The organism is Arthrobacter pullicola (assembly GCF_014836875.1).
Taxonomy (GTDB): domain Bacteria; phylum Actinomycetota; class Actinomycetes; order Actinomycetales; family Micrococcaceae; genus Arthrobacter_B; species Arthrobacter_B pullicola.
In genome coordinates, this window is record NZ_JACSQC010000001.1 from 127630 (window position 1) to 147840 (window position 20211).

At 67.5% G+C, this 20211-nt stretch carries 21 protein-coding genes; 3 read left to right on the plus strand and 18 right to left on the minus strand.

Going from position 1 to position 20211, the window contains the following annotated elements:
• Positions 1 to 43: 43 nt before the first annotated feature.
• The 14 genes from panC to dacB form a co-directional block, all read right to left on the minus strand.
• Complete coding sequence (gene panC, locus H9638_RS00670; protein ID WP_404799615.1) at positions 44 to 934, minus strand: pantoate--beta-alanine ligase; 891 nt, start codon at positions 932 to 934, stop codon at positions 44 to 46.
• On the minus strand, positions 931 to 1839 hold the full coding sequence (locus tag H9638_RS00675) for a Rossmann-like and DUF2520 domain-containing protein (protein ID WP_191745272.1): 909 nt from the start codon (positions 1837 to 1839) through the stop codon (positions 931 to 933). The genes panC and H9638_RS00675 overlap by 4 nt, the downstream gene beginning before the upstream one ends.
• Positions 1826 to 3508: a PH domain-containing protein gene (locus H9638_RS00680; protein ID WP_191745273.1), complete on the minus strand. Its 1683-nt coding sequence runs from the start codon at positions 3506 to 3508 to the stop codon at positions 1826 to 1828. Before H9638_RS00680 ends, H9638_RS00675 begins: the two co-directional genes overlap by 14 nt.
• On the minus strand, positions 3505 to 4017 hold the full coding sequence (locus H9638_RS00685; RefSeq protein WP_191745274.1) for a PH domain-containing protein: 513 nt from the start codon (positions 4015 to 4017) through the stop codon (positions 3505 to 3507). The genes H9638_RS00680 and H9638_RS00685 overlap by 4 nt, the downstream gene beginning before the upstream one ends.
• Complete coding sequence (locus tag H9638_RS00690; protein ID WP_191745275.1) at positions 4010 to 4501, minus strand: DUF3180 domain-containing protein; 492 nt, start codon at positions 4499 to 4501, stop codon at positions 4010 to 4012. The genes H9638_RS00685 and H9638_RS00690 overlap by 8 nt, the downstream gene beginning before the upstream one ends.
• 7 nt (positions 4502 to 4508) lie before the next feature.
• Positions 4509 to 5006 carry a 2-amino-4-hydroxy-6-hydroxymethyldihydropteridine diphosphokinase gene (gene folK / locus H9638_RS00695; protein ID WP_191745276.1) on the minus strand — a complete coding sequence of 166 codons (498 nt, stop codon included), beginning with the start codon at positions 5004 to 5006 and terminating at the stop codon, positions 4509 to 4511.
• The gene (folB, locus tag H9638_RS00700; protein WP_191745277.1) at positions 5003 to 5395 is read right to left on the minus strand and encodes a dihydroneopterin aldolase; all 393 of its coding nucleotides are present in this window, start codon (positions 5393 to 5395) and stop codon (positions 5003 to 5005) included. The genes folK and folB overlap by 4 nt, the downstream gene beginning before the upstream one ends.
• Before the next feature lie 4 nt (positions 5396 to 5399).
• The gene (gene folP / locus H9638_RS00705; RefSeq protein WP_191745278.1) at positions 5400 to 6305 is read right to left on the minus strand and encodes a dihydropteroate synthase; all 906 of its coding nucleotides are present in this window, start codon (positions 6303 to 6305) and stop codon (positions 5400 to 5402) included.
• Positions 6306 to 6315: 10 nt separating this feature from the next.
• Complete coding sequence (gene folE / locus H9638_RS00710; protein WP_191745279.1) at positions 6316 to 6933, minus strand: GTP cyclohydrolase I FolE; 618 nt, start codon at positions 6931 to 6933, stop codon at positions 6316 to 6318.
• Between the two features lie 74 nt (positions 6934 to 7007).
• The gene (gene ftsH, locus H9638_RS00715) at positions 7008 to 9077 is read right to left on the minus strand and encodes an ATP-dependent zinc metalloprotease FtsH (protein WP_191745280.1); all 2070 of its coding nucleotides are present in this window, start codon (positions 9075 to 9077) and stop codon (positions 7008 to 7010) included.
• Positions 9078 to 9349: 272 nt separating this feature from the next.
• On the minus strand, positions 9350 to 9901 hold the full coding sequence (hpt, locus tag H9638_RS00720) for a hypoxanthine phosphoribosyltransferase (protein ID WP_066300669.1): 552 nt from the start codon (positions 9899 to 9901) through the stop codon (positions 9350 to 9352).
• A gap of 35 nt (positions 9902 to 9936) precedes the next feature.
• Positions 9937 to 11052 carry a tRNA lysidine(34) synthetase TilS gene (gene tilS, locus H9638_RS00725; protein WP_191745281.1) on the minus strand — a complete coding sequence of 372 codons (1116 nt, stop codon included), beginning with the start codon at positions 11050 to 11052 and terminating at the stop codon, positions 9937 to 9939.
• Positions 11053 to 11059: 7 nt separating this feature from the next.
• Complete coding sequence (locus tag H9638_RS00730) at positions 11060 to 12205, minus strand: zinc-dependent metalloprotease (RefSeq protein ID WP_191745282.1); 1146 nt, start codon at positions 12203 to 12205, stop codon at positions 11060 to 11062.
• Positions 12206 to 12267: 62 nt separating this feature from the next.
• The gene (gene dacB / locus H9638_RS00735) at positions 12268 to 13692 is read right to left on the minus strand and encodes a D-alanyl-D-alanine carboxypeptidase/D-alanyl-D-alanine endopeptidase (protein WP_225216908.1); all 1425 of its coding nucleotides are present in this window, start codon (positions 13690 to 13692) and stop codon (positions 12268 to 12270) included.
• A gap of 284 nt (positions 13693 to 13976) precedes the next feature.
• Between dacB and H9638_RS00740 the strand changes: the two genes are divergently transcribed.
• Positions 13977 to 14522, plus strand: a complete 546-nt coding sequence (locus tag H9638_RS00740) for an inorganic diphosphatase (RefSeq protein WP_191745284.1) — start codon at positions 13977 to 13979, stop codon at positions 14520 to 14522.
• A 150-nt stretch (positions 14523 to 14672) separates the two neighbouring features.
• Positions 14673 to 15308 (plus strand): hypothetical protein, encoded by a 636-nt coding sequence (locus tag H9638_RS00745; protein ID WP_191745285.1) that lies wholly within the window; start codon positions 14673 to 14675, stop codon positions 15306 to 15308.
• A 72-nt stretch (positions 15309 to 15380) separates the two neighbouring features.
• On the opposite strand, the gene H9638_RS00750 is transcribed toward H9638_RS00745, so the two are convergent.
• Positions 15381 to 16226: an HAD family hydrolase gene (locus H9638_RS00750; protein WP_191745286.1), complete on the minus strand. Its 846-nt coding sequence runs from the start codon at positions 16224 to 16226 to the stop codon at positions 15381 to 15383.
• Between the two features lie 123 nt (positions 16227 to 16349).
• Positions 16350 to 17618: a serine--tRNA ligase gene (gene serS, locus H9638_RS00755; RefSeq protein ID WP_191745287.1), complete on the minus strand. Its 1269-nt coding sequence runs from the start codon at positions 17616 to 17618 to the stop codon at positions 16350 to 16352.
• A gap of 67 nt (positions 17619 to 17685) precedes the next feature.
• On the opposite strand from serS, the gene H9638_RS00760 reads away from it, so the two are divergent.
• Positions 17686 to 18759, plus strand: a complete 1074-nt coding sequence (locus H9638_RS00760) for a diacylglycerol/lipid kinase family protein (protein ID WP_191745288.1) — start codon at positions 17686 to 17688, stop codon at positions 18757 to 18759.
• Positions 18760 to 18839: 80 nt separating this feature from the next.
• Here the strand turns inward: H9638_RS00760 and H9638_RS00765 are convergent, their stop codons facing one another.
• Positions 18840 to 19142 (minus strand): hypothetical protein, encoded by a 303-nt coding sequence (locus H9638_RS00765; protein ID WP_191745289.1) that lies wholly within the window; start codon positions 19140 to 19142, stop codon positions 18840 to 18842.
• A gap of 90 nt (positions 19143 to 19232) precedes the next feature.
• A complete protein-coding gene (locus tag H9638_RS00770; protein WP_191745290.1) occupies positions 19233 to 20207 on the minus strand; it encodes a DNA topoisomerase IB in 975 nt (324 codons plus the stop codon).
• Positions 20208 to 20211: the final 4 nt, after the last annotated feature.

Here is a 20211-nt window from a genome sequence, read left to right on the forward strand (position 1 = left end):
GCCGGGCGGCGGGTCCTGGACGGTACTGCCCGGGAAGGCCTATTCAGGCCTGCAGTTCCATGTTGTCGATCAGCCGGATTCCCCCAACGCGGGCCGCTGCGAGGGCCAGTGCAGGACCGGTCAGCGTATCTTCCGGGCCGGCCGGAACAGGGTCCAGGGTGAGCGGGTCCACAACCTGCAGGTAGTCCAGTTCCACACCGGCCTGCGCCGTGATGAGTCCGACGGCGGCGGGGAGGTCCAGCGGACGGCCGGCCTCGGCACGGTCCCGCAGCTGGCGCAGGGCCGCGGAGAGCACCAGGGCATTCAGGCGGTCTTCCGGGCTGAGGAAGACGTTGCGGCTGGACTCCGCCAGGCCGTCCGCTGCCCGGACGATGGGCACGGGGCGGATCTGCACGGGGAAGTTGAGGTCGGCGACCATGCGGCGGATCAGTGCCACCTGCTGGGCGTCTTTCTGCCCGAAGTAGGCCCGGTATTCCGCGGGCACGGCCGGCTGGGCACAGTGCAGCAGTTTTGCGACGACGGTCAGGACGCCGTCGAAATGTCTAGGCCGGGAGGCTCCCTCAAAGCGGGTCCCCAGGCTGCCGGAACTGACCCGGACCAGCGGAAGGCCGCCGGGATACATGGTTTCCTCAGTGGGTGCGAACACCACGTCCACGCCCGCCGCCCCGAGCAGGTCAAGGTCCGCCTCCAGGGTACGGGGATAGCGCGCGAGGTCAGCGGGGTCGTCAAACTGGAGCGGGTTGACGAAAATACTGGCCACCACGACGTCGTTCTCCGCGCGGGCGGCCTGCGCCAGCGCAGCATGGCCCTGGTGGAGGGCTCCCATCGTGGGGACGAGTCCAAGCGTGGGACGGTCCTTGCCGGCCGCCTCAAGGAGTTCGGCTATTGCGTTGCTGAGTTCTGCGGGGGTTGCTGCCAACCGGGGGTGGGTCACCGGGGTCCTTCGGGTTCGGAATTCAATACTTCAATAATGGCCTCTCCCTGGGCCTCGCTGAGCAGCCCGCGGGCAACCGCCCGCCGGGCCGTTGCCTCGGAGAGCGCCCGGTAGGCTGCGGCCAGGTCCGGAGAGGCTCCCTCGCTCAGCGCCTGGGTGTGTGCCTGGACCGTGCCGGTATCCCCCCGGGCCACGGGGCCGGTCAGGGCATGCTCCCCGGAGGCGAGTGCATTCTCCAGCGAAGCGCGCATCAGCGGTCCCAGCAGGCGGGCGGGCTGTTCCACACCCAGGCTGCGCAGCAGTTCGGAGGACTGTGCGGCGATGGTCACCAGGTGATTCGAGGCGTGGGCCAGGGCAGCGTGATAGGGCACCCGGTCCGCTTCGTCGATGACAACGGGTTCGGCACCCATCTCCACGACCAGTGCCTGGGCAATGGGCAGCACGGCCGTGGGGGCGGTGACGCCGAAGGTGCAGTCGGCCAGCCGGGTCAGGTCCAGGCTCATGCCCGTGAACGTCATGGCGGGGTGCAGTGCCAGCGGAATCGCGCCGGCCCGGCGGGCCGGTTCCAGTACCTCGGTGCCAAACCGGCCGGAGGTGTGGGCCACCAGCTGCCCGGCCTGCCAGGCACCGGTGGCCGCGAGGCCGGAGACCAGAGTCGGCAGGGCGTCGTCGGGCACTGCCAGGAGCACCAGTTCCGAACGCTCCACAATGTCCGGGATTTCCAGGATCGGCACGCCGGGGAGCAGGTTCTCGGCCCGTTCCCGGCTGGCCTCTGACACGGCAGAGACGCCGACGACGGCGTGTTCGGCGGCGCGCAGTGCGGCGCCCAGGACGGCGCCCACTTTGCCGGCACCGATGATGCCGATTCCGAGCCGGCCCCGCCGGCGCTGATCAGCGGTGTTCATTCCAGTTCTCCTCAGTCGGGGTGGCGGCAGGGCCGGCATGCGGCGGCCCGCCCGGCGGTGCCTCAGACGGCAAGGCCGTTCCGGGCGCCCGTTCTTCAGGCGCAGCTTCCGCGGGCGCTGCTTCGGCAGATGCTGCTCTTTCGGGCAGCCCGGCGGATGCCTCGGCCGCAGGCGCCGGGCCGGTGGCCGTTTCGCGGTGCAGCCAGCGCTCGGTCCGGTCCCGCCGGCGGGCATCGCGGGCCCGCAGGGACTGCTCGTCGAACAGCTGCAGCGCCGCTGCCGCGTCGATCTGGCGGATGCGCGGAGCGACGGGCCCGGGTGTGGAGTGCAGCCGCAGGTCCGCAATCCTCAGTTTCCGGGCCAGCGGGCCCTGCTCCAGTGCCATGGACTGGATGCGTTCGTGCGGGACGACGGCGAGGCTCCGCCAGAGGCGACCGGACCGGCTCAGCAGCGCGGTCTGCGTCACCGCAAATCCGCTGCGGCGCCACTGCAGTGGCGCCACCCAGCGGGCGCGGCGCGGCGAATTGGTAAAGCCGTGGGCTTCGCCGCTGCCGGCCATCCCCGCAGCAAAGAGCCCATAGGGATCGTCGGAGCCCGGATTCGGCAGGACGATGGCGAGGATCTGCATGGTTTCTTCCAGCGTTCCGGCGGGAAGCAGCCGGGTGCGGGCAGCGCCCTCGGAGGTGGCGCCGGTGCCGTAGCCGGCCACGTTCACGGAGACGCGGTACCAGCCGGTGAGCCGCCACAGCAGCGGTTGGGACACGGCGACCGCCTGGATGCGCCCGGGCGGTACGGTCTGGGTTCGGGTGTCCAGCAGGCCATAGCGGACCCGGATCCCGTCCCGGGACACGGCGGCACGGAAGTTCCAGGCGCTGTTGATGGCCGACCAGTAACCGCCGGCAACCCCCAGAAGCACCGGGATGATCACGGCAAGGGAGATCCCCTCCCGGGTGACGGCGGCAAGGACCACCACAAAGGCTGTGCCCAGGAGCAGGAAAACGGTGTTGCCGGAGAGCAGTGCGGCGCCCAGCACCCGTCCGGGGGCCAGGGCGAGGATCGGATACTCCGGTGCTTCAGACGCCGGAGCCCGCCCGGCACCGTGGTTGCCGGTGCCGGCCTCGGGTTCGGCTCCGGAGGCGCGGTCCAGGATCGTGGCACGCAGCGACCGGGCGTCGTCGAGGCGCAGGAAGGCCAGGCGGACGGCGGATTCTCCGGCGTCGGCCACTTCGAAGCGCAGTTCGGCCAGGCCAAAGAGCCGGGCGAGCAGCGGCTGGACAATGTCGATTGCCTGGACCCGGTCCAGGCGGGCCTGCCGGTGCTGGCGGAAGAGGATACCTGAGCGGACGCGGACGTGGTCCGCGGTGACCTGATAGCGGGTAAACCACCAGGACAGGAAGAAAATCCCGGCAACAACCAGCAGAACGGCCAGCAGTCCAAGCACTGCCCAGAGCACGGGCGTTCCGTCGGGCAGCGGCCCGCCGCCCTCGTTCCGGAACATCGCCTCGACCCGGTCGCGGCCTACGAAGTACGCGATCGCGGCCAGGGCAATCCAGCCCCGGACCAGCGGGGAGACGGGATGAACCCGTTTCCAATCCGGCTCGGCGGCTGGGACAGGTTCCGGGTTTTCCGGGAGTTCCTGGTTTTCCCGGTCCCCGGACGCGGCTGTCACAGTCCCGCCAGCTGCGCCTCGCCGCGCGCAGACAGGTGTTCACGCAGGCGTTCACCCTCCGGGGCCGGGAGGCCGGGGATGGTGGCGTTGGTTCCCGGGGCGGCGGTGTGGAGCTTCAGCGTGCACAGACCAAACGTGCGCTCCAGCGGGCCGACGGCGACGTCGACGTACTGCATCCGCCCGTAGGGCACCACCAGGGTGCGCTGGAAGAAGATACCGCTGCGCAGCAGCAGGTCCTCATTCCGTTCGGCATAGCCGATGGCGCGGACCTGACGCGGCAGCAGGATTCCGCGCCAGATGAAAATAACCAGGAACAGTGCGGGAAGCCCCCAGGCGATCCAGGCGGGGAAGCCGCCCCAGATGTCGAGGGAGCGGAGCACCAGCGGCACTGAAACCACTGCCAGGGTGATGACTGCCTCCACGGCCAGGGAAAGCACCCGCAGCGTCAGGTACCGCGGGGAGACCCGCTGCCAGTCCACGCCCTGTGAATCGATGGCTTGGCTACGCATATTCTCCTCCGTCGTCTGGCATGTTGTTCTCGCCGCTGTTCTTATCCTCGGGAGGCAGTTTGCAGAACCGTTCCACGAGCAGGCCGGTGGCAATCATGATGATGCCGCCGGCTGACATGGCAAGCGAGGCCCAGGTCGGTGCGTGGTTGGGACGCATTTCCCAGAGGCCCACCTGGTCCAGGAAGATGCCGCCGTGCCAGCCGAGCAGGAGGGCGCCGGCATAGGCGGTTGCCTGCGCCAGGACCAGGGTCCGGGCAGCAGCGATCGGATCCAGCTGCTTCTCGCGGTTGCCGTCCCGCCAGCGGCGGACCCGGAGGCCAAGGAAAAGGGTGAAACCCACAATGAACGCCAGGGTGAGGAGGGCTGTGAGGTTCAGGACCGGCGCCGGGTAGCCGTTGCGGGTAGCCCAGGCGTTCACCAGCCAGCCGGCGATCCCAAAGACCACGGCGGTGACAGCAAGCCAGCGGTACCGGATGGTCCTCACGCGGAATTCACTCCCCCTCGAAGCGTTCAAGCCCGGGCAGGTCAGCGGCCCGGGCAGCCAATTCTGCCACCGGGACACCTTCCAGCACGGCGTCCGGATCCATCCAGGCCCAGGGCTGCAGCACAAAAGCCCGCTGCGCGGCGCGCGGGTGCGGGATGGTGAGCTCCGGATCCTCAACGTGTTCCGTGCCGTAGGTGATGATGTCGACGTCGAGCGTACGCGGCCCCCAGCGCACTTCGCGTTTGCGGTGGTGCTGGTTTTCGACGTCGTGGCAGTGCGCCAGCAGGGCATGCGGGTCCAGCGTGGTGTCGAAGGCAGCCACCAGATTCAGGTAGTCGGGCTGCTCCGGCCCGCCGACGGGACGGGTCCGCGCCACCGGGGAGACATCCACAAGGGTCATCTGCGGGTGGCGGGCCAGGGCCGCGACGGCGTCAGAGAGTGTGCTGCGGGACTCGCCGAGATTGCTTCCCAGGGCCAGGATGGTGCGCACTCCCGGGGTGCTCATGCCCGCTCCCGGTGGATCAGGATCTCGACGTCGCCGAACGGGACGGTGATGGGCGCCTGCGGCTTGTGCACCGTGACGTCCACGGCCTCAATCACCGGGAAGGCGCCGAGGACGTGGGCGGCAATGCGCTCAGCGAGGGTTTCGATCAGGTTCACCGGATCGCCTTCGATGATTCCGCAAACCTGTTCCGCCAGCTCACCGTAGTGGGCTGTCAGGGTGAGATCGTCGGCGGCGGCGGCCGGACGGAGGTCCGTGTAGAGCACCAGGTCGACGACGAACCGCTGGCCCTCACGCCTCTCGTGGTCGAAGACGCCGTGGTAGCCGGTGGCACTGAGCCCGCTGAGCCGGATCCGGTCCCGGAGGGCTGGCGGGCCGACTGGAGGTGTCACTGCCCTAGCCCTGCCAGGCAGCGACGACTTTGACGGCGTCGGCGTTGGCAGCGACGTCGTGCACCCGCACGCCCCAGACGCCCTGGCTCGCGGCCAGGACCGAGGTGGCCAGGGTGGCGTTGTCCCGCTCCGCCGGCGGCGCCGCCTTGCCGGCAGTGGTGAGCAGGGAGCCCAGGAACCGCTTGCGGGAGGCGCCGATAAGGACGCGGTGGCCCAGCACGGTCAGACGGTCGATGTTGCGCAGCAGCGCCCAGTCATGCTCGGCGTTCTTCGCGAAGCCGAGTCCCGGGTCAAGGATGATCTGCTCCGGAGTTACTCCGGCCTCGTAGAAACGGTCCCGCAGCGACGTCAGTTCGGAAATAACGTCCTCAACCACGTCGTCGTACTCGGCCTTCGGATCCTGGCTGCGGACGCTGCCGCGGCTGTGCATCAGGATGTAGGGCACCTTGGTCCGGGCAATCAGTTCCGGCATTCCGGGATCCAGTTTCACGCCGGAGACGTCGTTAATGATCCCGGCACCGGCCTCGATGGCTTTTTCCGCGGTCGAGGCGTTCATTGTGTCCACGCTGACCAGTGCTCCGGCTCTCACCAGGGCCTGGACCACCGGCAGGATCCGCTGCTGCTCTTCCTCGGGGGAAATCCGTTCGGCGTCGGGCCGCGTGGACTCGCCGCCGACGTCGATGATGTCCGCGCCGTCGTAGTGCATCTTGAGTCCGGCGCGGATGGCGGCGTCCGTGGCGGCGTGTTCGCCGCCGTCGCTGAAGGAATCCGGAGTGACGTTAAGGATGCCCATGACCAGCGCGCGTCCGGTGGGCAGGTCCTCGAACCGGCGCGGTTTCACGCCGGGACGAATCACTGGCAGCGGGTTGGTGGCCGGCCCGGTTCCGGGGGTGGCGGCGAGGGAATCCATTCGTAGCGTCCTATCGTCCGAGAATCAGGCTCATTGCTTCAGCACGCGTGGCTGTCTCGCGCAGCTGGCCGCGCACGGCCGAGGTTACCGTTTTGGCCCCGGGCTTCCGCACGCCGCGCATGGACATGCACAAATGTTCACATTCGATGACCACGATGGCACCCACCGGCTGCAGGTTGGACATCAGTGCATCGACGATCTGGGTGGTGAGCCGTTCCTGGACCTGGGGGCGCCGGGCGTAGACATCCACCAGCCGGGCCAGCTTGCTCAGCCCGGTCACCTTCCCGTCGTGGGAAGGGATGTACCCGATGTGGGCGGACCCGTGGAAGGGGACCAGATGGTGTTCACAGGTGGAGTAGAACGGGATGTCCTTGACCAGCACCATTTCCTCATGGTCGAGGTCAAAGGTGGTGGCCAGCAGATCAGAGGGGCTCTGGTGCAGCCCGGCGAAGATCTCCGCGTAGGACTTGGCTACGCGGGCGGGGGTCTTCAGCAGGCCGTCCCGGTCCGGGTCCTCCCCGATCGCGAGGAGGATTTCACGTATTGCCCGCTCGATCCGGGGCTGGTCGACCGGAGAAGCCGTATCGGTCAGCTCGGCCAAGATTAGTTCGTCGTCGAAATCGGTCACTGCTTGATCCTACCGTGGACGCCGAAGCGGCCCGGCCGGGCCCCGGGCCGGGCGGGCGCCCCGTCCGGCCTGCGCTATTCGCTGCGGCGGGGGGCTCCGTGGTGGCTGCCCTGGCCGCTGTTTTCGGGCTCCGGGAGCCCGTCACTGGTGACGTCGAAGTCCTTGGGGATGTCGGCGTCGGCGATCTGGTCCTGCGGAGCCACGGTGGCCGGGTCCGGTTCACCGGCGGCAGCTGCCTCCTGGCGCTCCCGCGGCGAGACGACGGGCGGAATGTCGTGGACCGGACGGGTGGGCTTGGAGAGCCAGACTTCACGGAGGTCGCGCTTACGCACGTCGTGGAAGATCTCGGCGATCTCCGCCTGGTTCAGGGTCTCGCGTTCCAGCAGTTCCAGCGCCAGCCGGTCCAGGACGTCCCGGTTCTCGGTCAGGATCTGGTAGGCCTCGTCATGGGCGTTGTCCAGCAGGCGCCGGACTTCCTCGTCCACCACGTAGGCCACCTGGTCGGAGTAGTTCCGTTCCTGGCCCATATCCCGGCCCAGGAACGGCTCCCCGCCGCCGGAGCCGAGCTTCACGGAACCTATCCGTTCGCTCATGCCGTACTGGGTGACCATCTTGCGGGCCGTGGAAGTGGCCTTTTCAATGTCGTTGGAGGCTCCGGTGGACGGATCGTGGAACACGATTTCCTCCGCGACCCGGCCGCCCATGGCGTACGCCAGCTGGTCAAGGAGTTCGTTGCGGGTAACCGAGTACTTGTCATCCTGCGGCAGCACCATGGTGTAGCCCAGGGCACGGCCGCGCGGCAGGATGGTGACCTTGGTGACCGGATCGGTGTTGCGCAGGGCCGCGGCAACCAGGGCGTGTCCGCCCTCGTGGTACGCGGTGATCTTGCGCTCAAGCTCCTTCATCACGCGGCTGCGCTTCTGCGGGCCGGCGATCACGCGGTCGATTGCCTCATCCAGGGCGCGGTCGTCGATCAGCTGGGCGTTCGACCGCGCGGTCAGCAGCGCAGCTTCGTTCAGCACGTTGGCCAGGTCCGCACCGGTGAAACCGGGGGTCTTCTTGGCCACGGACGCCAGATCCACGCCGGGCGCCATCGGCTTGCCCTTGGCGTGGACCTGCAGGATGTGCAGGCGGCCCTGCATATCCGGGGCTTCCACGCCGATCTGCCGGTCGAAACGGCCGGGACGCAGCAGTGCGGGGTCCAGCACGTCCGGACGGTTGGTCGCGGCAATGAGAATAACGTTGGTGGTGCTGTCGAAGCCGTCCATTTCCACCAGGAGCTGGTTCAGCGTCTGCTCGCGTTCGTCGTTGCCGCCGCCCACGCCGGCGCCGCGGTGACGGCCGACGGCGTCGATCTCGTCCACGAAGATAATGGCCGGTGCGTTGTTCTTTGCCTGTTCGAACAGGTCACGGACACGGGATGCGCCCACGCCGACGAACATTTCCACGAAGTCCGAACCGGAGATGGAGTAGAACGGCACGCCGGCCTCTCCTGCGACGGCCCGCGCCAGGAGTGTCTTGCCGGTACCGGGCGGCCCGTAGAGCAGCACGCCCTTGGGGATCTTGGCACCGACGGCCTGGAACTTTGCCGGTTCCTTCAGGAATTCCTTGATTTCGTGCAGCTCTTCGACTGCCTCGTCAGCGCCGGCAACATCGGCGAACGTCACCTGGGGCATGTCCTTGTTGGTCAGCTTGGCCTTGGACTTGCCGAACTGCATCACCTTGGAGCCGCCGCCCTGCATACGGGAGAGCAGGAACCAGAAGATCACGCCGAGGATGATGATGGGCAGGAAGAGGCCCAGGAAGCTGGTGAACCAGTTGGTCTGGACGGGCTGGTCGGTGAAGCCGTCAACGTCGGAATTATTCACTGCCTCGACGATGTCCTCGCCGCGGGCCGATCCGAAGAAGAACTGGACGTTTTCGCCCTTGTCTTCATACGGCTCCCGAAGGGTCAGGTCCACCCGCTGGTCGCCGTCATAGATCTTCGCCTGCTCCACCTTGTTGTCCCGCAGCAGCTGCAGGCCGACGTTGGTGTCCACCTGGGACGCGCCGGAGTTGGAAAGGTTGGGAAGGATGATCAGCAGTGCGGCCAGCGCCAGCACGATCCAAATGATCGGTCCCTTGAAGAAGTTCTTGGATTTCATTCGTCGTCAGGGCAGATGCCCCGTCCCTCCTGATCAACAACGCTTTATAGTGCGCGGGAATTCGTTGGCTAGCAGTCTCTAGCTATACACCGTCCCCAGAAATACACGGCCCGCGGGGCGCTTTAGTTCCCTCAGGGCGTATCCCGGGACGTGATTCGCCTCATGAGGATAACGAAAAACCCGCTGCCCCGGTTCGGCGCCGCCGGTTTCGCTGCCGGCAGCGGCGCCCGGGGTCAGCGGGCAGGGCACGAACGCGCCTGGTTTTACTCGGCTTACTCGTAGACGTGCGGCGCCAGGGTGCCGATGAAGTCGAGGTTGCGGTACTTCTCGGCGAAGTCCAGGCCATAGCCGACCACGAATTCGTTCGGGATGTCATAGCCGACGTATTTGACGTCGATGTCCACCTTCGAGGCAGCGGGCTTGCGCAGCAGGGCGCAGATTTCCACGCTGGCCGGGCCGCGGGATTCCAGGTTGGTCCGCAGCCAGGACAGGGTCAGCCCTGAGTCGATGATGTCCTCGACAATCAGCACGTGCTTGCCCAGCAGGTCCGTCTCGAGGTCCTTCAGGATGCGGACGACGCCGGAGGACTGTGTTCCGGAACCGTAGGAGGACACGGCCATCCAGTCCATCGACACGTGGCTGTGCAGCGCGCGGGACAGATCCGCCATCACCATGACGGCGCCCTTCAGGACACCGACCAGCAGGACGTCGCGTCCGGCGTAGTCGCGGTCGATCTCCGCCGCCAGCTCCTTGATCCGATCGGCGATCTGTTCCCTGGTGTAAAGAACGTGCTTGAGGTCTGACTGGACGTCGTGTGAATCCACGAATGGCTCCCGGGTACGAGATGTTGCAGCTGAAGTTAGGCGCTGCTCTTTTTCCTAAAAACAAGATTGCCATAGCTTGGGGCGCCTTGGGGAACCGGTTTGCCCCGCACCTGGCGGTAGGCACTGACCTTTCCCACCAGCTGGACCGGTCCCGCTGAGCCCTCACGGCGCAGCAGGGCCTCCACTGCGCGCACGCGTTCCCAGCTCGGCTGGGCGCCACCGAGCTCGACGGCGGCCAGCGCCAGGACCCGCTGGCGCAGGGACGGCGGCAGCTCCCGCAGGGACTCTTCCGAGAGGAGGATCTCATCCGGCGTGCCCTCTCCGGCGTGTTCCTGCCGCAGCCGGGTGTAGGTTTCGGCAGCCTGGTGCTCGAGGTAGTCGGCGTCCTGGGACAGGATCCGGGAACTGCGGTAGAGAGCCTCGGCGATTCCAGGCCCAAGTTCGCGTTCGAGGAACGGCAGGACCGTGGTGCGGACCCGGGACCGTGCGTAGGCTGGGTCCGCGTTGGTCGGGTCATGCCACGGATCAAGCTCCTGGGCGGCGCAGATTTCATCCACCTCGGCCCGCCGGAGCCCCAGGAACGGCCGGAGGTAGCGGCCGCGGCGTTCCGGCATTCCCGCCAGGGAGCGGGTGCCCGAACCGCGGGCCAGGCCCAGCAGTACCTGCTCCGCCTGGTCATCCAGGGTGTGCCCCAGCAGCACTGCGGCTGCCCCCGCGGTGCCTGCGGCCTCATCCAGTGCCTCGTACCGTACGCTCCGGGCGGCCGCTTCGGGACCCATACCGGTTTCCGGGACGTGCACCCGGTGAACGGTCACCGGGTCCAGCCCCATACCGCGCAGCTTGGCGGCCGCTGCTTCCGCCACAGCCGCTGAGCCGGGCTGCAGCCCATGGTCAACGACGGCGGCACCTACCCGGTAGTCGCCGCGGCGGTTGAAAAAGCTGGCCGTCTCTGCGAGCGCCAACGAGTCGGGACCGCCGCTGCAGGCGACCAGCAGCACGGGAGGCGAGTCTCCGCCGGGCTGGATCCCGGCGTCGCGCAGGGCATCGCGGAGCAGGCCGCGGGCCTTTCCGAGCGTGGGGTTCAGCCGCTGGCGGGACCGTGCTGCGGACACGGGGGAGGGCACAGGGGAGGGCACAGAAAAATCGTTCATTGGTGCCTTACAGACCCATCCGCTGGATCCAGAGATCAGGGTTGTGGATCTCCGCCTCGGTGGGCAGGTTCTCCGCACCTTCCCAGACCCGGTTGAAACCTTCCATACCCACCTTGTCCACCACGGCCCGGACAAACTTGGAGCCGTCCGCGTACTGGCGCATCTTCGCATCCAGCCCCATGATCCGGCGGAAGAACTTATCCAGCCAGCCCCGGTTCGCACCGCGGTCGTTGAAACGCCGGCGGATGGTCTTCACGCTGGGAATGATGCTGGCATCCACGGCGTCCATCACCACGTTGGCGTGGCCTTCGAGCAGGCTCATCACGGCGGTGAGGTGGGAGAGCCGGGCTTTGTCCTCCGGGTCCTGAAGCAGGGAGAGGACGTCGGCCTGCCGGGCCGGAACACCGTTGGACGGCGTGTCCTGCTTGTCCTTTCCTGCGGCGGCGGAAAGCTGCTTGGCAAGCTGGCTGATCCGTTCCGGCAGGCCCTGGGCCTTGTCCATCAGGCCGTTGCTGAGCGCGCCGATCTGCTCCAGCATGTGGTCGCGCAGCCAGGGAGCGGCTGCGAACTGCACCCGGTGGGTCTGCTCGTGCAGGCAGACCCACAGGCGGAAGTCCGAGGGGTCCACGTTGAGTTCACGCTCTGTGCTGATGATGTTGGGGGCCACCAGCAGCAGGCGTCCGGCCTTTTTCGCGGGGTTATCAGCGGCGAGCGCCGCGAACGGGTCGTACTGTCCCAGGACCTTGCTGGCCAGGAACGCCAGGACGGCGCCCAGTTCGGCACCGGTAATGGTGCCGGCCACGGCCGTATTGGTTGAATTCACGGCTTCGGGGCGGGTTTTTGCCAGATGCTGCAGCAGGGGGTTCATCAGGGCGGCGAAGCTCTGGGAGTTTGCCTTGGCCCAGGATGCACGGTCCACGATCAGGACCTGGGAATCACGCAGGTTCTCCGCGGCGTCGAGCCCGGTGATCCGGTGGACGTGGGAAACGGCGTCGTCAGCCTGCCGGCGCAGATCCGCGACGGCGTCCTGGATTTCGCGCCGGGACATCTTGGGGCCCGGCGCCACGAGGGTGGCAGCTGTGGCAGCGGCGAAGTCCCAGTTCACCAGGCGGGCGGCGGTTTCTTGGCTCAGGTGCTGCTGGTTGCTCTCCATTGCTCCATTCGATCACAGCCGCAGCCGAATGCGCTCCCGCCGGCACCAATCCGGATGCGCGCTCAGCGGCAGCCGCAGCCGGCCAGCACGGCTGCCGCGGAGTCGACGGCGCTGCGGGCCTGCCCCGTGTTGCCGTCCAATCCGCGCGCCACCAGCGCGAAGGCCAGGAGGCGGCCATCGGCATCCGTGACGTAGCCGCTCAGCGCCGTGACCTCAAAGAGTGTTCCGGTCTTGGCCCGGACCAGCCCTGCCCCGGCGGCGTCGTCGTCCCCGCCCTCATACCGGCCCTGCAGCGTCCCGCTGAGCCCTGCGACGGGCATCCCGCGGGCCACGGCGCGCAGGCCTTCGCCGCCGGAGGTGAGCACCAGCCGGACGGCCTCGGTCAGCTGCCTGGCACTGACTTCGTTCTCCGCGGCAAGTCCGGACACATCAGCCAGCGCCATGCCCGCAGTGTCGATGCCCAGGGCCGCAGCCTGGGCCGTAACGGTGTCCACGGCGCCGGCAAAGGAAGCCTCCCGTCCGGCTGCCAGGGCTGCGGAGCGGGCCAGCGCCTCGGCCAGGTAGTTGTCCGAGATCAGCAGCATCTGCTCGACCTGTTCGGCGACGGTCGCGGATTCGACGGCGGCCAGCTGGCGGGCACCGGCAGGGACAGGGCCGCGCTCGATTCCGTCGGCCACCGTGAGTCCGGCTTCCGCGCCTGCGGCTGCCAGTGCCGAACGGAACGCTTCGGCGGCCGCCAGCGCGGCGTCGTCCTCGCGCTCACCGGACTGCCGGGACTCGTCAGTCCACGCGGAGTTGACGGCAAGCGGATACACGGGAGCGATTTCGCCGGCTTCCACGTCGGCGGCGTTCCAGGCACCGGACAGTGCCGGGCCGGAGAAGAGTGTGTCATCGAGCAGGACCTGCAGCGTCCCGGCCGAGGCGCCCAGGGACTTGACGGTTTCTTCGGCGAGCGTGGCCAGGCCTGCCCTGCCAACCACCGCGTCGCCGTCGGAAGCGCCGGAGGCGAGCAGGACGTCACCGCCGCCGCGCAGCACCAGCACTGTCCCGCCATCCGATGCCGGCGCGGAATGCACGGTTGTCACAAACCGGGAGTCCGGTTCCAGTGTGGAGGCAACAGCCACTGCCGTCAGGATCTTCAGGGTGGAGGCAGGCATCCCGGCAGCCGCTGCGTCCCGCTCGTACAGAACGGTGCCGGTGCGCACGTCGGTGACGGCGGCTGAAACGGTTCCGCTGCCGTTGAACCGAAGTTCGCCGTCGAGCAGCGTCCCAAGAACAGCGGCATCCGGCATGGGCGCCGCGGGGTCCAGCGTATTCACGAACGGGACCTGGGTCAGCTCCGCCGGCGGCCTCTGGTAGGAGGGAACGGCTGCCTGGCGTTCAACGCCGGTACCGCTGAGGGCCTTCAGTACCGGCGGCCCGGCGTAAACGGCCAGGGGCACCAGCAGCACGGCAAAGGCCAGCGCAAGGGCAATGCCGGAGAACATCCTAGCCAAGGGCCACCAATTTCGTCTCGATTACTTCCCTGGTGCCTCAGGTTCCACCTCAGCGGCGGCGGTTTGCGAGGCGGCAGGGACCGGGGTGGAACCCGGTAATGCCTCAGGACATATATCTTTAACACTAGACCGGCGCGGTGAGCCAAACGGACATTCCCAAATGGACGGGGAATTCCGGCTGCGCCCATTGTCCATAAGTGCGTGAACCCTGCATGAATTGTGCAGAAACCGTTTGTCCGTTTGCATGGCCGTAGGGCCGCTTTCAAGGAGCCGTTATGAAACTCGACGTAACGATCGAGATCCCCAAGGGATCCCGCGTGAAGTACGAAATTGACCATGAGACGCACCGCCTGCGCCTGGACCGGGTGCTGTTCACCTCGATGCAGTACCCGACCCACTACGGCTACTTCGAAAACACCCTGGGCGAGGACGGCGATCCGCTGGACGCCATGGTGATGCTGCAGGACTTCGACCTGCTCCCGGGCGTACTGGTGGAGTCCCGCCCGATCGGCGTCTTCAACATGGTCGACGACGGCGGCGGCGACGCCAAGGTCCTGTGCGTTCCGGTGGATCCCCGCTTTGACCACATCCAGGACCTCGGCGACGTCTCGCCGTTCCTGCTCGATGAAATCAAGCACTTCTTCACCAAATACAAGGACCTTGAGCCGGGCAAGTGGGTGGAAGCCGCTGACTGGGAAGGCCGCGAAGCCGCAGAGGCCGAGGTCAAGGCCTCCCTCGCCCGCTTCGAAGCACTGGGCCAAGAAAGCGAAGAGGACGAGCCGCAGGGCCGCGACGTCGACGCCAACCCCGAGAACAACTAGCACGTTCCGGCGTTCCGGCTGGCGGCCGTCCACCCATTGGGTGGGCGGCCGCTTTGTCGTTAACAGCGGTCTCAGCGCGGCATCCGAGGCGCGCCGCGCCCGATCAACCGTTTTCGGTTGTTTGCGGTCCTTCTCTGGCATGCTGATGCCATGCATTTCGTGCTGACCATCAACCAGCGGGATACCCGCGAGGTGGGAGATCAGGTTCCGGAGCTGCTGCGCGCCCTGCGGCATATCCCGGCGGCCGTGGCCTTCCAGCGCTCGGTGGGCGATGAGGTCCAGGGAATCCTGGCTGATCCGGCGGCCGCGGTCGACGCCGCACTGACGGCCGTCCGCGCCCGCCGGTGGCACGTGGGGCTTGGGGTGGGCGAACTCCTCCGGCCCCTGCCCTCCGACGTGATGCAGGCAGGGGGGTTTGGCTTGGTTTACGCCCGCCGGGCGGTGGAGCGCGCGCAGCGCACCGGTGACCGGATTCCCCTGGCCGTGGAGGGGCCAGATGCGCAGGTTGCTGCGGAGGCCGAGGCCGTGCTGCGGTTGCTGGGACAGATTGTGGCGGGCCGTACGGCTGCCGAATGGAAGGTCCTGGACCTGATGACACCCGGCGCGCGCGGCCAGCAGAAGTACGTGGCAGAAGCGCTGGGGATCACCACCCAGGCGGTCAGCAAAGCCGTGGTTCGATCCTATTGGTCCGAGGAGTGGGCCACGCGTCCAGCAGCGGCCCGGCTGCTGGACTTGGCGGCGGGCCCGGCGGCCCTGCCTCCCGCAGCGCTTTCCTACGGCCGCTAGCCCGGCTGCGGGCATCCAGGATTCACCCGGAGGCCCTGCCTTGCGTCCTGCCTAAGGGAGTTGCAGCCCCAATCAGCGGGCGCCCACGAGGCTGCGGAGCACCGCGGCTGCCCCGTCTTCGTACACGGTTCCGGTGACCTCCGATGCGGACGCAAGAACTTCCTGCGGCGACTGGCCCATGGCCACCCCGCGGGCAGCCCAGGACAGCATCTCGATGTCATTGCGGCCGTCTCCGACTGCCACGGTGTTGCGGGGGTCGATGTCCAGCCGGCGCCGGACCTGCTCAAGGGCGGAGGCCTTGGTGACTCCAGCTGCGGCAATGTCCAGCCACGCGGTCCAGCCGACGGAGTAGGTGACGCCGTGCAGGCCGATTGACGCTACGGCTTCGCCGAATTCCTCGGCCGTGCTGTCGGTGCTGAAAACCACCACGCGGACGGCCTTGCAATCCCGGAGGTACTCGAAGTCCACGGCCTGCGCTTCAGCGCCGAAGCTGGCGTCCTGGAAGCGTTCCGTGGAAAGGAAGCGGCCTTCGTGGTCCTCGAGGGCGAATTTGGCGGTGGGCAGCTGGACGCGCAGGGCATCCAGTGCCGGGCGCGGATCAAAGACCACGCGGTCCACGATCTCGTAGCCCTCCGGAAGCGAGCTGTCCACGCGGAGAGTCACGCCGCCGTTGGAGCAGACGGTGTAGCCCTCGGTCAGTCCGATGCTTTTGAGGACCGGCAGCGCCGCTCCAAAGGACCGTCCGGTGGAAATGACCAGATGGTGGCCGGCGGCGATCGCATCCCTGGCCGCGGAGCGCACGTTCGGGGACATGTGCCCGTCGTGGTCCACCAGGGTCCCGTCGACGTCGAGCGCTATGAGGTGTTTGGTTTCTGAGCTGAGCCGGTCTTCGATGCCGGCGGAAGTGAGAGTTGTCATCGCTTTATATAAACAGACAGTGGTGAATACCGGTAGGACGCGTTTCACACTCCGGGTGAACACCCGGAGAACCATGCAGGCGTTCGGGCCGGCGCGGATACCGCACCAGCCCGAAGCCAGGGGTCAGAGGACGGGCAGCACTTCCAGGCCGCCCATGTAGGGCTGGAGCGCCTTGGGTACGTTGACCGAGCCGTCCGGGTTCTGGTGGTGCTCCAGGATCGCCACGATCCAGCGGGTGGTGGCCAGCGTGCCGTTCAGGGTGGCGACGGCGCGGGTCTTGCCTTCCTGGCGTTCGCGGATGTTCAGGCGGCGGGCCTGGAATGTGGTGCAGTTCGAGGTGGAGGTGAGTTCGCGGTAGGCGCCCTGCGTGGGGACCCATGCTTCGCAGTCGAACTTGCGTGCGGCGGACATCCCCAGGTCACCGGCGGCGGTTTCGATCACCCGGTAGGGCAGCTCCACCTTGGCCAGCATTTCCTCTTCCCAGGCGAGCAGGCGCTGGTGCTCGGCGTCGGCGTCTTCCACCTTGGTGTAGGTGAACATTTCCACCTTGTTGAACTGGTGCACGCGGATAATGCCGCGGGTGTCCTTGCCGTGGGAGCCGGCTTCGCGGCGGTAGCAGGAGGACCAGCCGGCGTAGCGGACCGGGCCGCCGTTCAGGTCGATGATCTCGTCGGCGTGGTAGCCGGCCAGCGGCACCTCGGACGTGCCCACCAGGTAGAGGTCGTCTTCGGCCAGGCGGTAGATTTCGGCGTCGTGGGCCACGTCGAAGCCGGTGCCCTGCATGGTTTCCGGGCGGACCAGCGTGGGAGTGATCATCGGAACGAAACCGGCCTTGATGGCCTGGTCCATGGCCATCTGCAGCAGGCCCAGTTCCAGGCGGGCACCGACGCCGCGCAGGAAGTAGAAGCGTGAACCGGAGACCTTCGCGCCGCGTTCCATGTCGATCGCGCCGAGCAGTTCGCCCAGTTCCAGGTGATCGCGCGGGGCGAAGCCCTCAGCCTCGAAGTCGCGGGGCTTGCCGACCGTCTTGAGTACGGTGAAGTCGTCTTCACCACCGGCGGGAACGCCGTCTTCAACGACGTTGGCTACACGGCGGACCAGGGCTTCCTGCTCGGCCTGCACCGCGTCAGCCTCTGCCCCGGCGGCCTTGACGGCAGCAGCGAGCTCCTTGACCTCAGCCAGGAGTGCCTGCTTTTCCTCGCCCTTGGCCTGGGCTACGCGCTTGCCGAAGGCGTTCTGCTCCGCGCGCAGCGTCTCATAGCGGGTACGGGTCTCGCGCCGGCGGGCATCCGCGGAAATGATTGCGTCCACCAGCTCCGGCTCGGCCAGCCGGGCGCGCTGGGAAGCTCGGAACTTGTCGGGATTTTCGCGCAGTTCATTAACATCGATCACGTCTCAAGGGTACCGAAAACCCAATCCGGGGATTGCACACCCTCCTGCGGCTATTCTGGAGGGCACCATGCCCGCCGAATTAGCTGTATTCCTGCTCCTGGCCACCGCCGTCATCGCCTCCCTGGCCACATGGCAGATAGCTTCCCGCCGGCACCGGCGCCAGCTCGCCGCGGAACGGGTCACCCGGCCGGTAGCGGCCCCCAGCCAGCGGGTCGCCATGGTGATCAATCCGGTCAAGATGCAGGCCGGTCCAGCCCGGACAGCCCTCGCCGAGGCCTGCGAGCTCGCCGGATGGGAGCCGCCGCTCATCCTGCAGACCACCGTGGAATCCCCCGGCTTCCACCAGGCCCAGCAGGCGCTGGCGGCGGGAGCCGACGTCGTCCTGGCCGCAGGTGGCGACGGCACCGTCCGGGAGGTCGCCCGCGCCGTCGCCCGCTCACCGGCTGCCATGGGAGTGCTCCCGCTGGGCACGGGCAACCTGCTGGCCCGGAACCTTGGACTCCCGGTGAATGACCTGCACGGCAGTATCCAGACGGCGCTGCACGGCGCTGAGCGTCGAATTGACATGGGCCGTATCGCACTGGAGAACGCCCGTACCGGTGACCGTTCAACCAGTAATTTCCTGGTGATGGGCGGCATCGGGCTGGACGCGGAGGTGATCGCTGCGACCCGGGACGGACTGAAAAAGCGGGTGGGCTGGCTGGCTTACAGCGAAGCCGGGGTGCGGCTGCTGCCCGGACCGCGGCGCCGGATGCGGATCCAGGTCGACGGCGGACCGGCGCAGGTCCGGAAGGTCAGCAGCGTTGTCTTCGCGAATACCGGCCAGCTGCCCGCCGGAATCGATTTCATTCCCCTGGCCGCAGTGGACGACGGCCTGCTGGACATCGTGGTGCTCAGTCCGCGCACGGTGTTCGGCTGGGCGGCAGTTCTGGGCAAGGTTGTCACCCGGAACCGGCGGGAGCTTCCGGTTATTGAGTACCAGCGGGCCCGCACGGTGACCGTGAGCACGGAGGAGCCAACCATCACGCAGCTCGACGGCGACCTCAGCGGCGCGGCGACCAGCGTCACCGTGACGGTTGACCCGCAGTCGCTGCGGGTCCGCTCCTCAGGCGCCGCACAGACCCAGGGACCCGCCGCTTAGACTGCGGCGGGTCCGGTCAGCCCCTGGTGCCACCGGCCTCAGATCAGAACACTCCTGGACCGGCCGGCGCCTTGCGGGGTTCAGTCCTGGGTGCCCTCAGAATCCGTGTAACCGCCCTCGGTTTCCTTGGATCCGGCAGTCTTGCTCTTGCCGGGGTGGCCGGCGGGTGGTTCTTTGGACCCCTCGGCGTCGGTGTATTCGCCGTCGTCATCCCGCCGGACGGATTCCGGGGAGGCCTGTTCGCGGATGAGCTCCTGCTCTTCGGCGAAGCGGATGTCATTTCCCTGGTCCGCCGCGTCTCCGCGCCAATTGTCATCGCCCGTGGACTGGCCGCTGGGCTTGGGGTTCGTGAGCTGCTCTTCTTCGTTCGGGTACTCGCTCATGGTCCGCCTTTCGTTGGCTGGCTTGCCCGCACACCTCCCGGCATCGGGTCTATAAGCATACTTACCATAGGTTGGCATGCAAATGCGCGCCTATCCGCCGAGCATCTCGCGCACAGCCGTTTCGGAGGCAGAGTAACCGGCCACCGGGATGACCTCTCCGCCGAGGAACCGGTCCACCACTCGAGGATCAACATAGGATTTCCGGGCCACGGCAGGAGTATTGCCCAGCCGTTCTGCGACCTCCCGGATGGTCGCAGCCACTGCCCGCTCCCGCCCCCGTTTGGTGGCCTCCGGGTTGTCAGCGCGGGCCAGGCCCATGGCAGCGGAAACCGTAGCCTGCCAGGTCCGGAAGTCCTTGGCCGAGAAATCGCCACCCGAGACCTCCCGCAGGAAACCGTTCAACTGGGCTGCATCAATACTGTGCCACCGCCCATCGGCGCCGATGTAGGCCAGGGCGGTATCAGCTTCCGGCCGTGCCAGCATAGGCCGGACAGCCACTGCGAGGTCCTCGTCGTCGAGCTCCACATGCCATTCCTGTCCGCTTTTGCCCGGGAAGTGCAGGACCAGGCGGGCGCCTTCCAATGCGACGTGCTCCGTGAGGAGCGTGGTTGTCCCGTAGGATCCGTTCATTTCCGCGTAACGGGATCCGCCAACGCGGAGCGCACCCGAATCGATGATGCGCAGGGCCGCGGCGAACGCGCGCTCCGGCCCATTCCCCTCCGCCCGCAGATGCTTGGTAATAATCCGCCGGGCACCCGGCAGCGCCTGGGCCAGCTGAAGCGCCCGGTCAAACTTTTCCCGGTCCTTCAGCTCACGCCAGTGCGGGTGGTAGATGTACTGCCGCCGCCCAGCGGCATCCTGGCCGGTGGCCTGGATGTGCCCGTTGGGATAGGGACTGATCCAGACGTCTTCCCAGGCCGGAGGAATGGCCAGGCCGCGGATGCGCCGCAGTTCGGCGGGATCCCGCAGCACTTCCCCGGCCAGGCCGCGGTAACTGAACCCCTTGCCCCATCGGCGCCGGGTGTAGCCGGGATGTTCGCAGTTACTGCGGCGCAGGCGCGGCATGGGC

Bases quoted from the DNA above. Each gene is read 5' to 3' on its own strand.
- H9638_RS00745 (WP_191745285.1), top strand. From the start codon at position 14,673: ATGCATTTCGTGCTGACCATCAACCAGCGGGATACCCGCGAGGTGGGA.
- H9638_RS00730 (WP_191745282.1), bottom strand. From the start codon at position 12,205: ATGGAGAGCAACCAGCAGCACCTGAGCCAAGAAACCGCCGCCCGCCTG.
- folP (WP_191745278.1), bottom strand. From the start codon at position 6,305: ATGGATTCCCTCGCCGCCACCCCCGGAACCGGGCCGGCCACCAACCCG.
- H9638_RS00750 (WP_191745286.1), bottom strand. From the start codon at position 16,226: ATGACAACTCTCACTTCCGCCGGCATCGAAGACCGGCTCAGCTCAGAA.
- tilS (WP_191745281.1), bottom strand. From the start codon at position 11,052: ATGAACGATTTTTCTGTGCCCTCCCCTGTGCCCTCCCCCGTGTCCGCA.
- H9638_RS00740 (WP_191745284.1), top strand. From the start codon at position 13,977: ATGAAACTCGACGTAACGATCGAGATCCCCAAGGGATCCCGCGTGAAG.
- H9638_RS00675 (WP_191745272.1), bottom strand. From the start codon at position 1,839: ATGAACACCGCTGATCAGCGCCGGCGGGGCCGGCTCGGAATCGGCATC.
- ftsH (WP_191745280.1), bottom strand. From the start codon at position 9,077: ATGAAATCCAAGAACTTCTTCAAGGGACCGATCATTTGGATCGTGCTG.
- H9638_RS00770 (WP_191745290.1), bottom strand. From the start codon at position 20,207: ATGCCGCGCCTGCGCCGCAGTAACTGCGAACATCCCGGCTACACCCGG.
- folK (WP_191745276.1), bottom strand. From the start codon at position 5,006: ATGAGCACCCCGGGAGTGCGCACCATCCTGGCCCTGGGAAGCAATCTC.
- H9638_RS00685 (WP_191745274.1), bottom strand. From the start codon at position 4,017: ATGCGTAGCCAAGCCATCGATTCACAGGGCGTGGACTGGCAGCGGGTC.
- H9638_RS00760 (WP_191745288.1), top strand. From the start codon at position 17,686: ATGCCCGCCGAATTAGCTGTATTCCTGCTCCTGGCCACCGCCGTCATC.
- dacB (WP_225216908.1), bottom strand. From the start codon at position 13,692: ATGTTCTCCGGCATTGCCCTTGCGCTGGCCTTTGCCGTGCTGCTGGTG.
- H9638_RS00765 (WP_191745289.1), bottom strand. From the start codon at position 19,142: ATGAGCGAGTACCCGAACGAAGAAGAGCAGCTCACGAACCCCAAGCCC.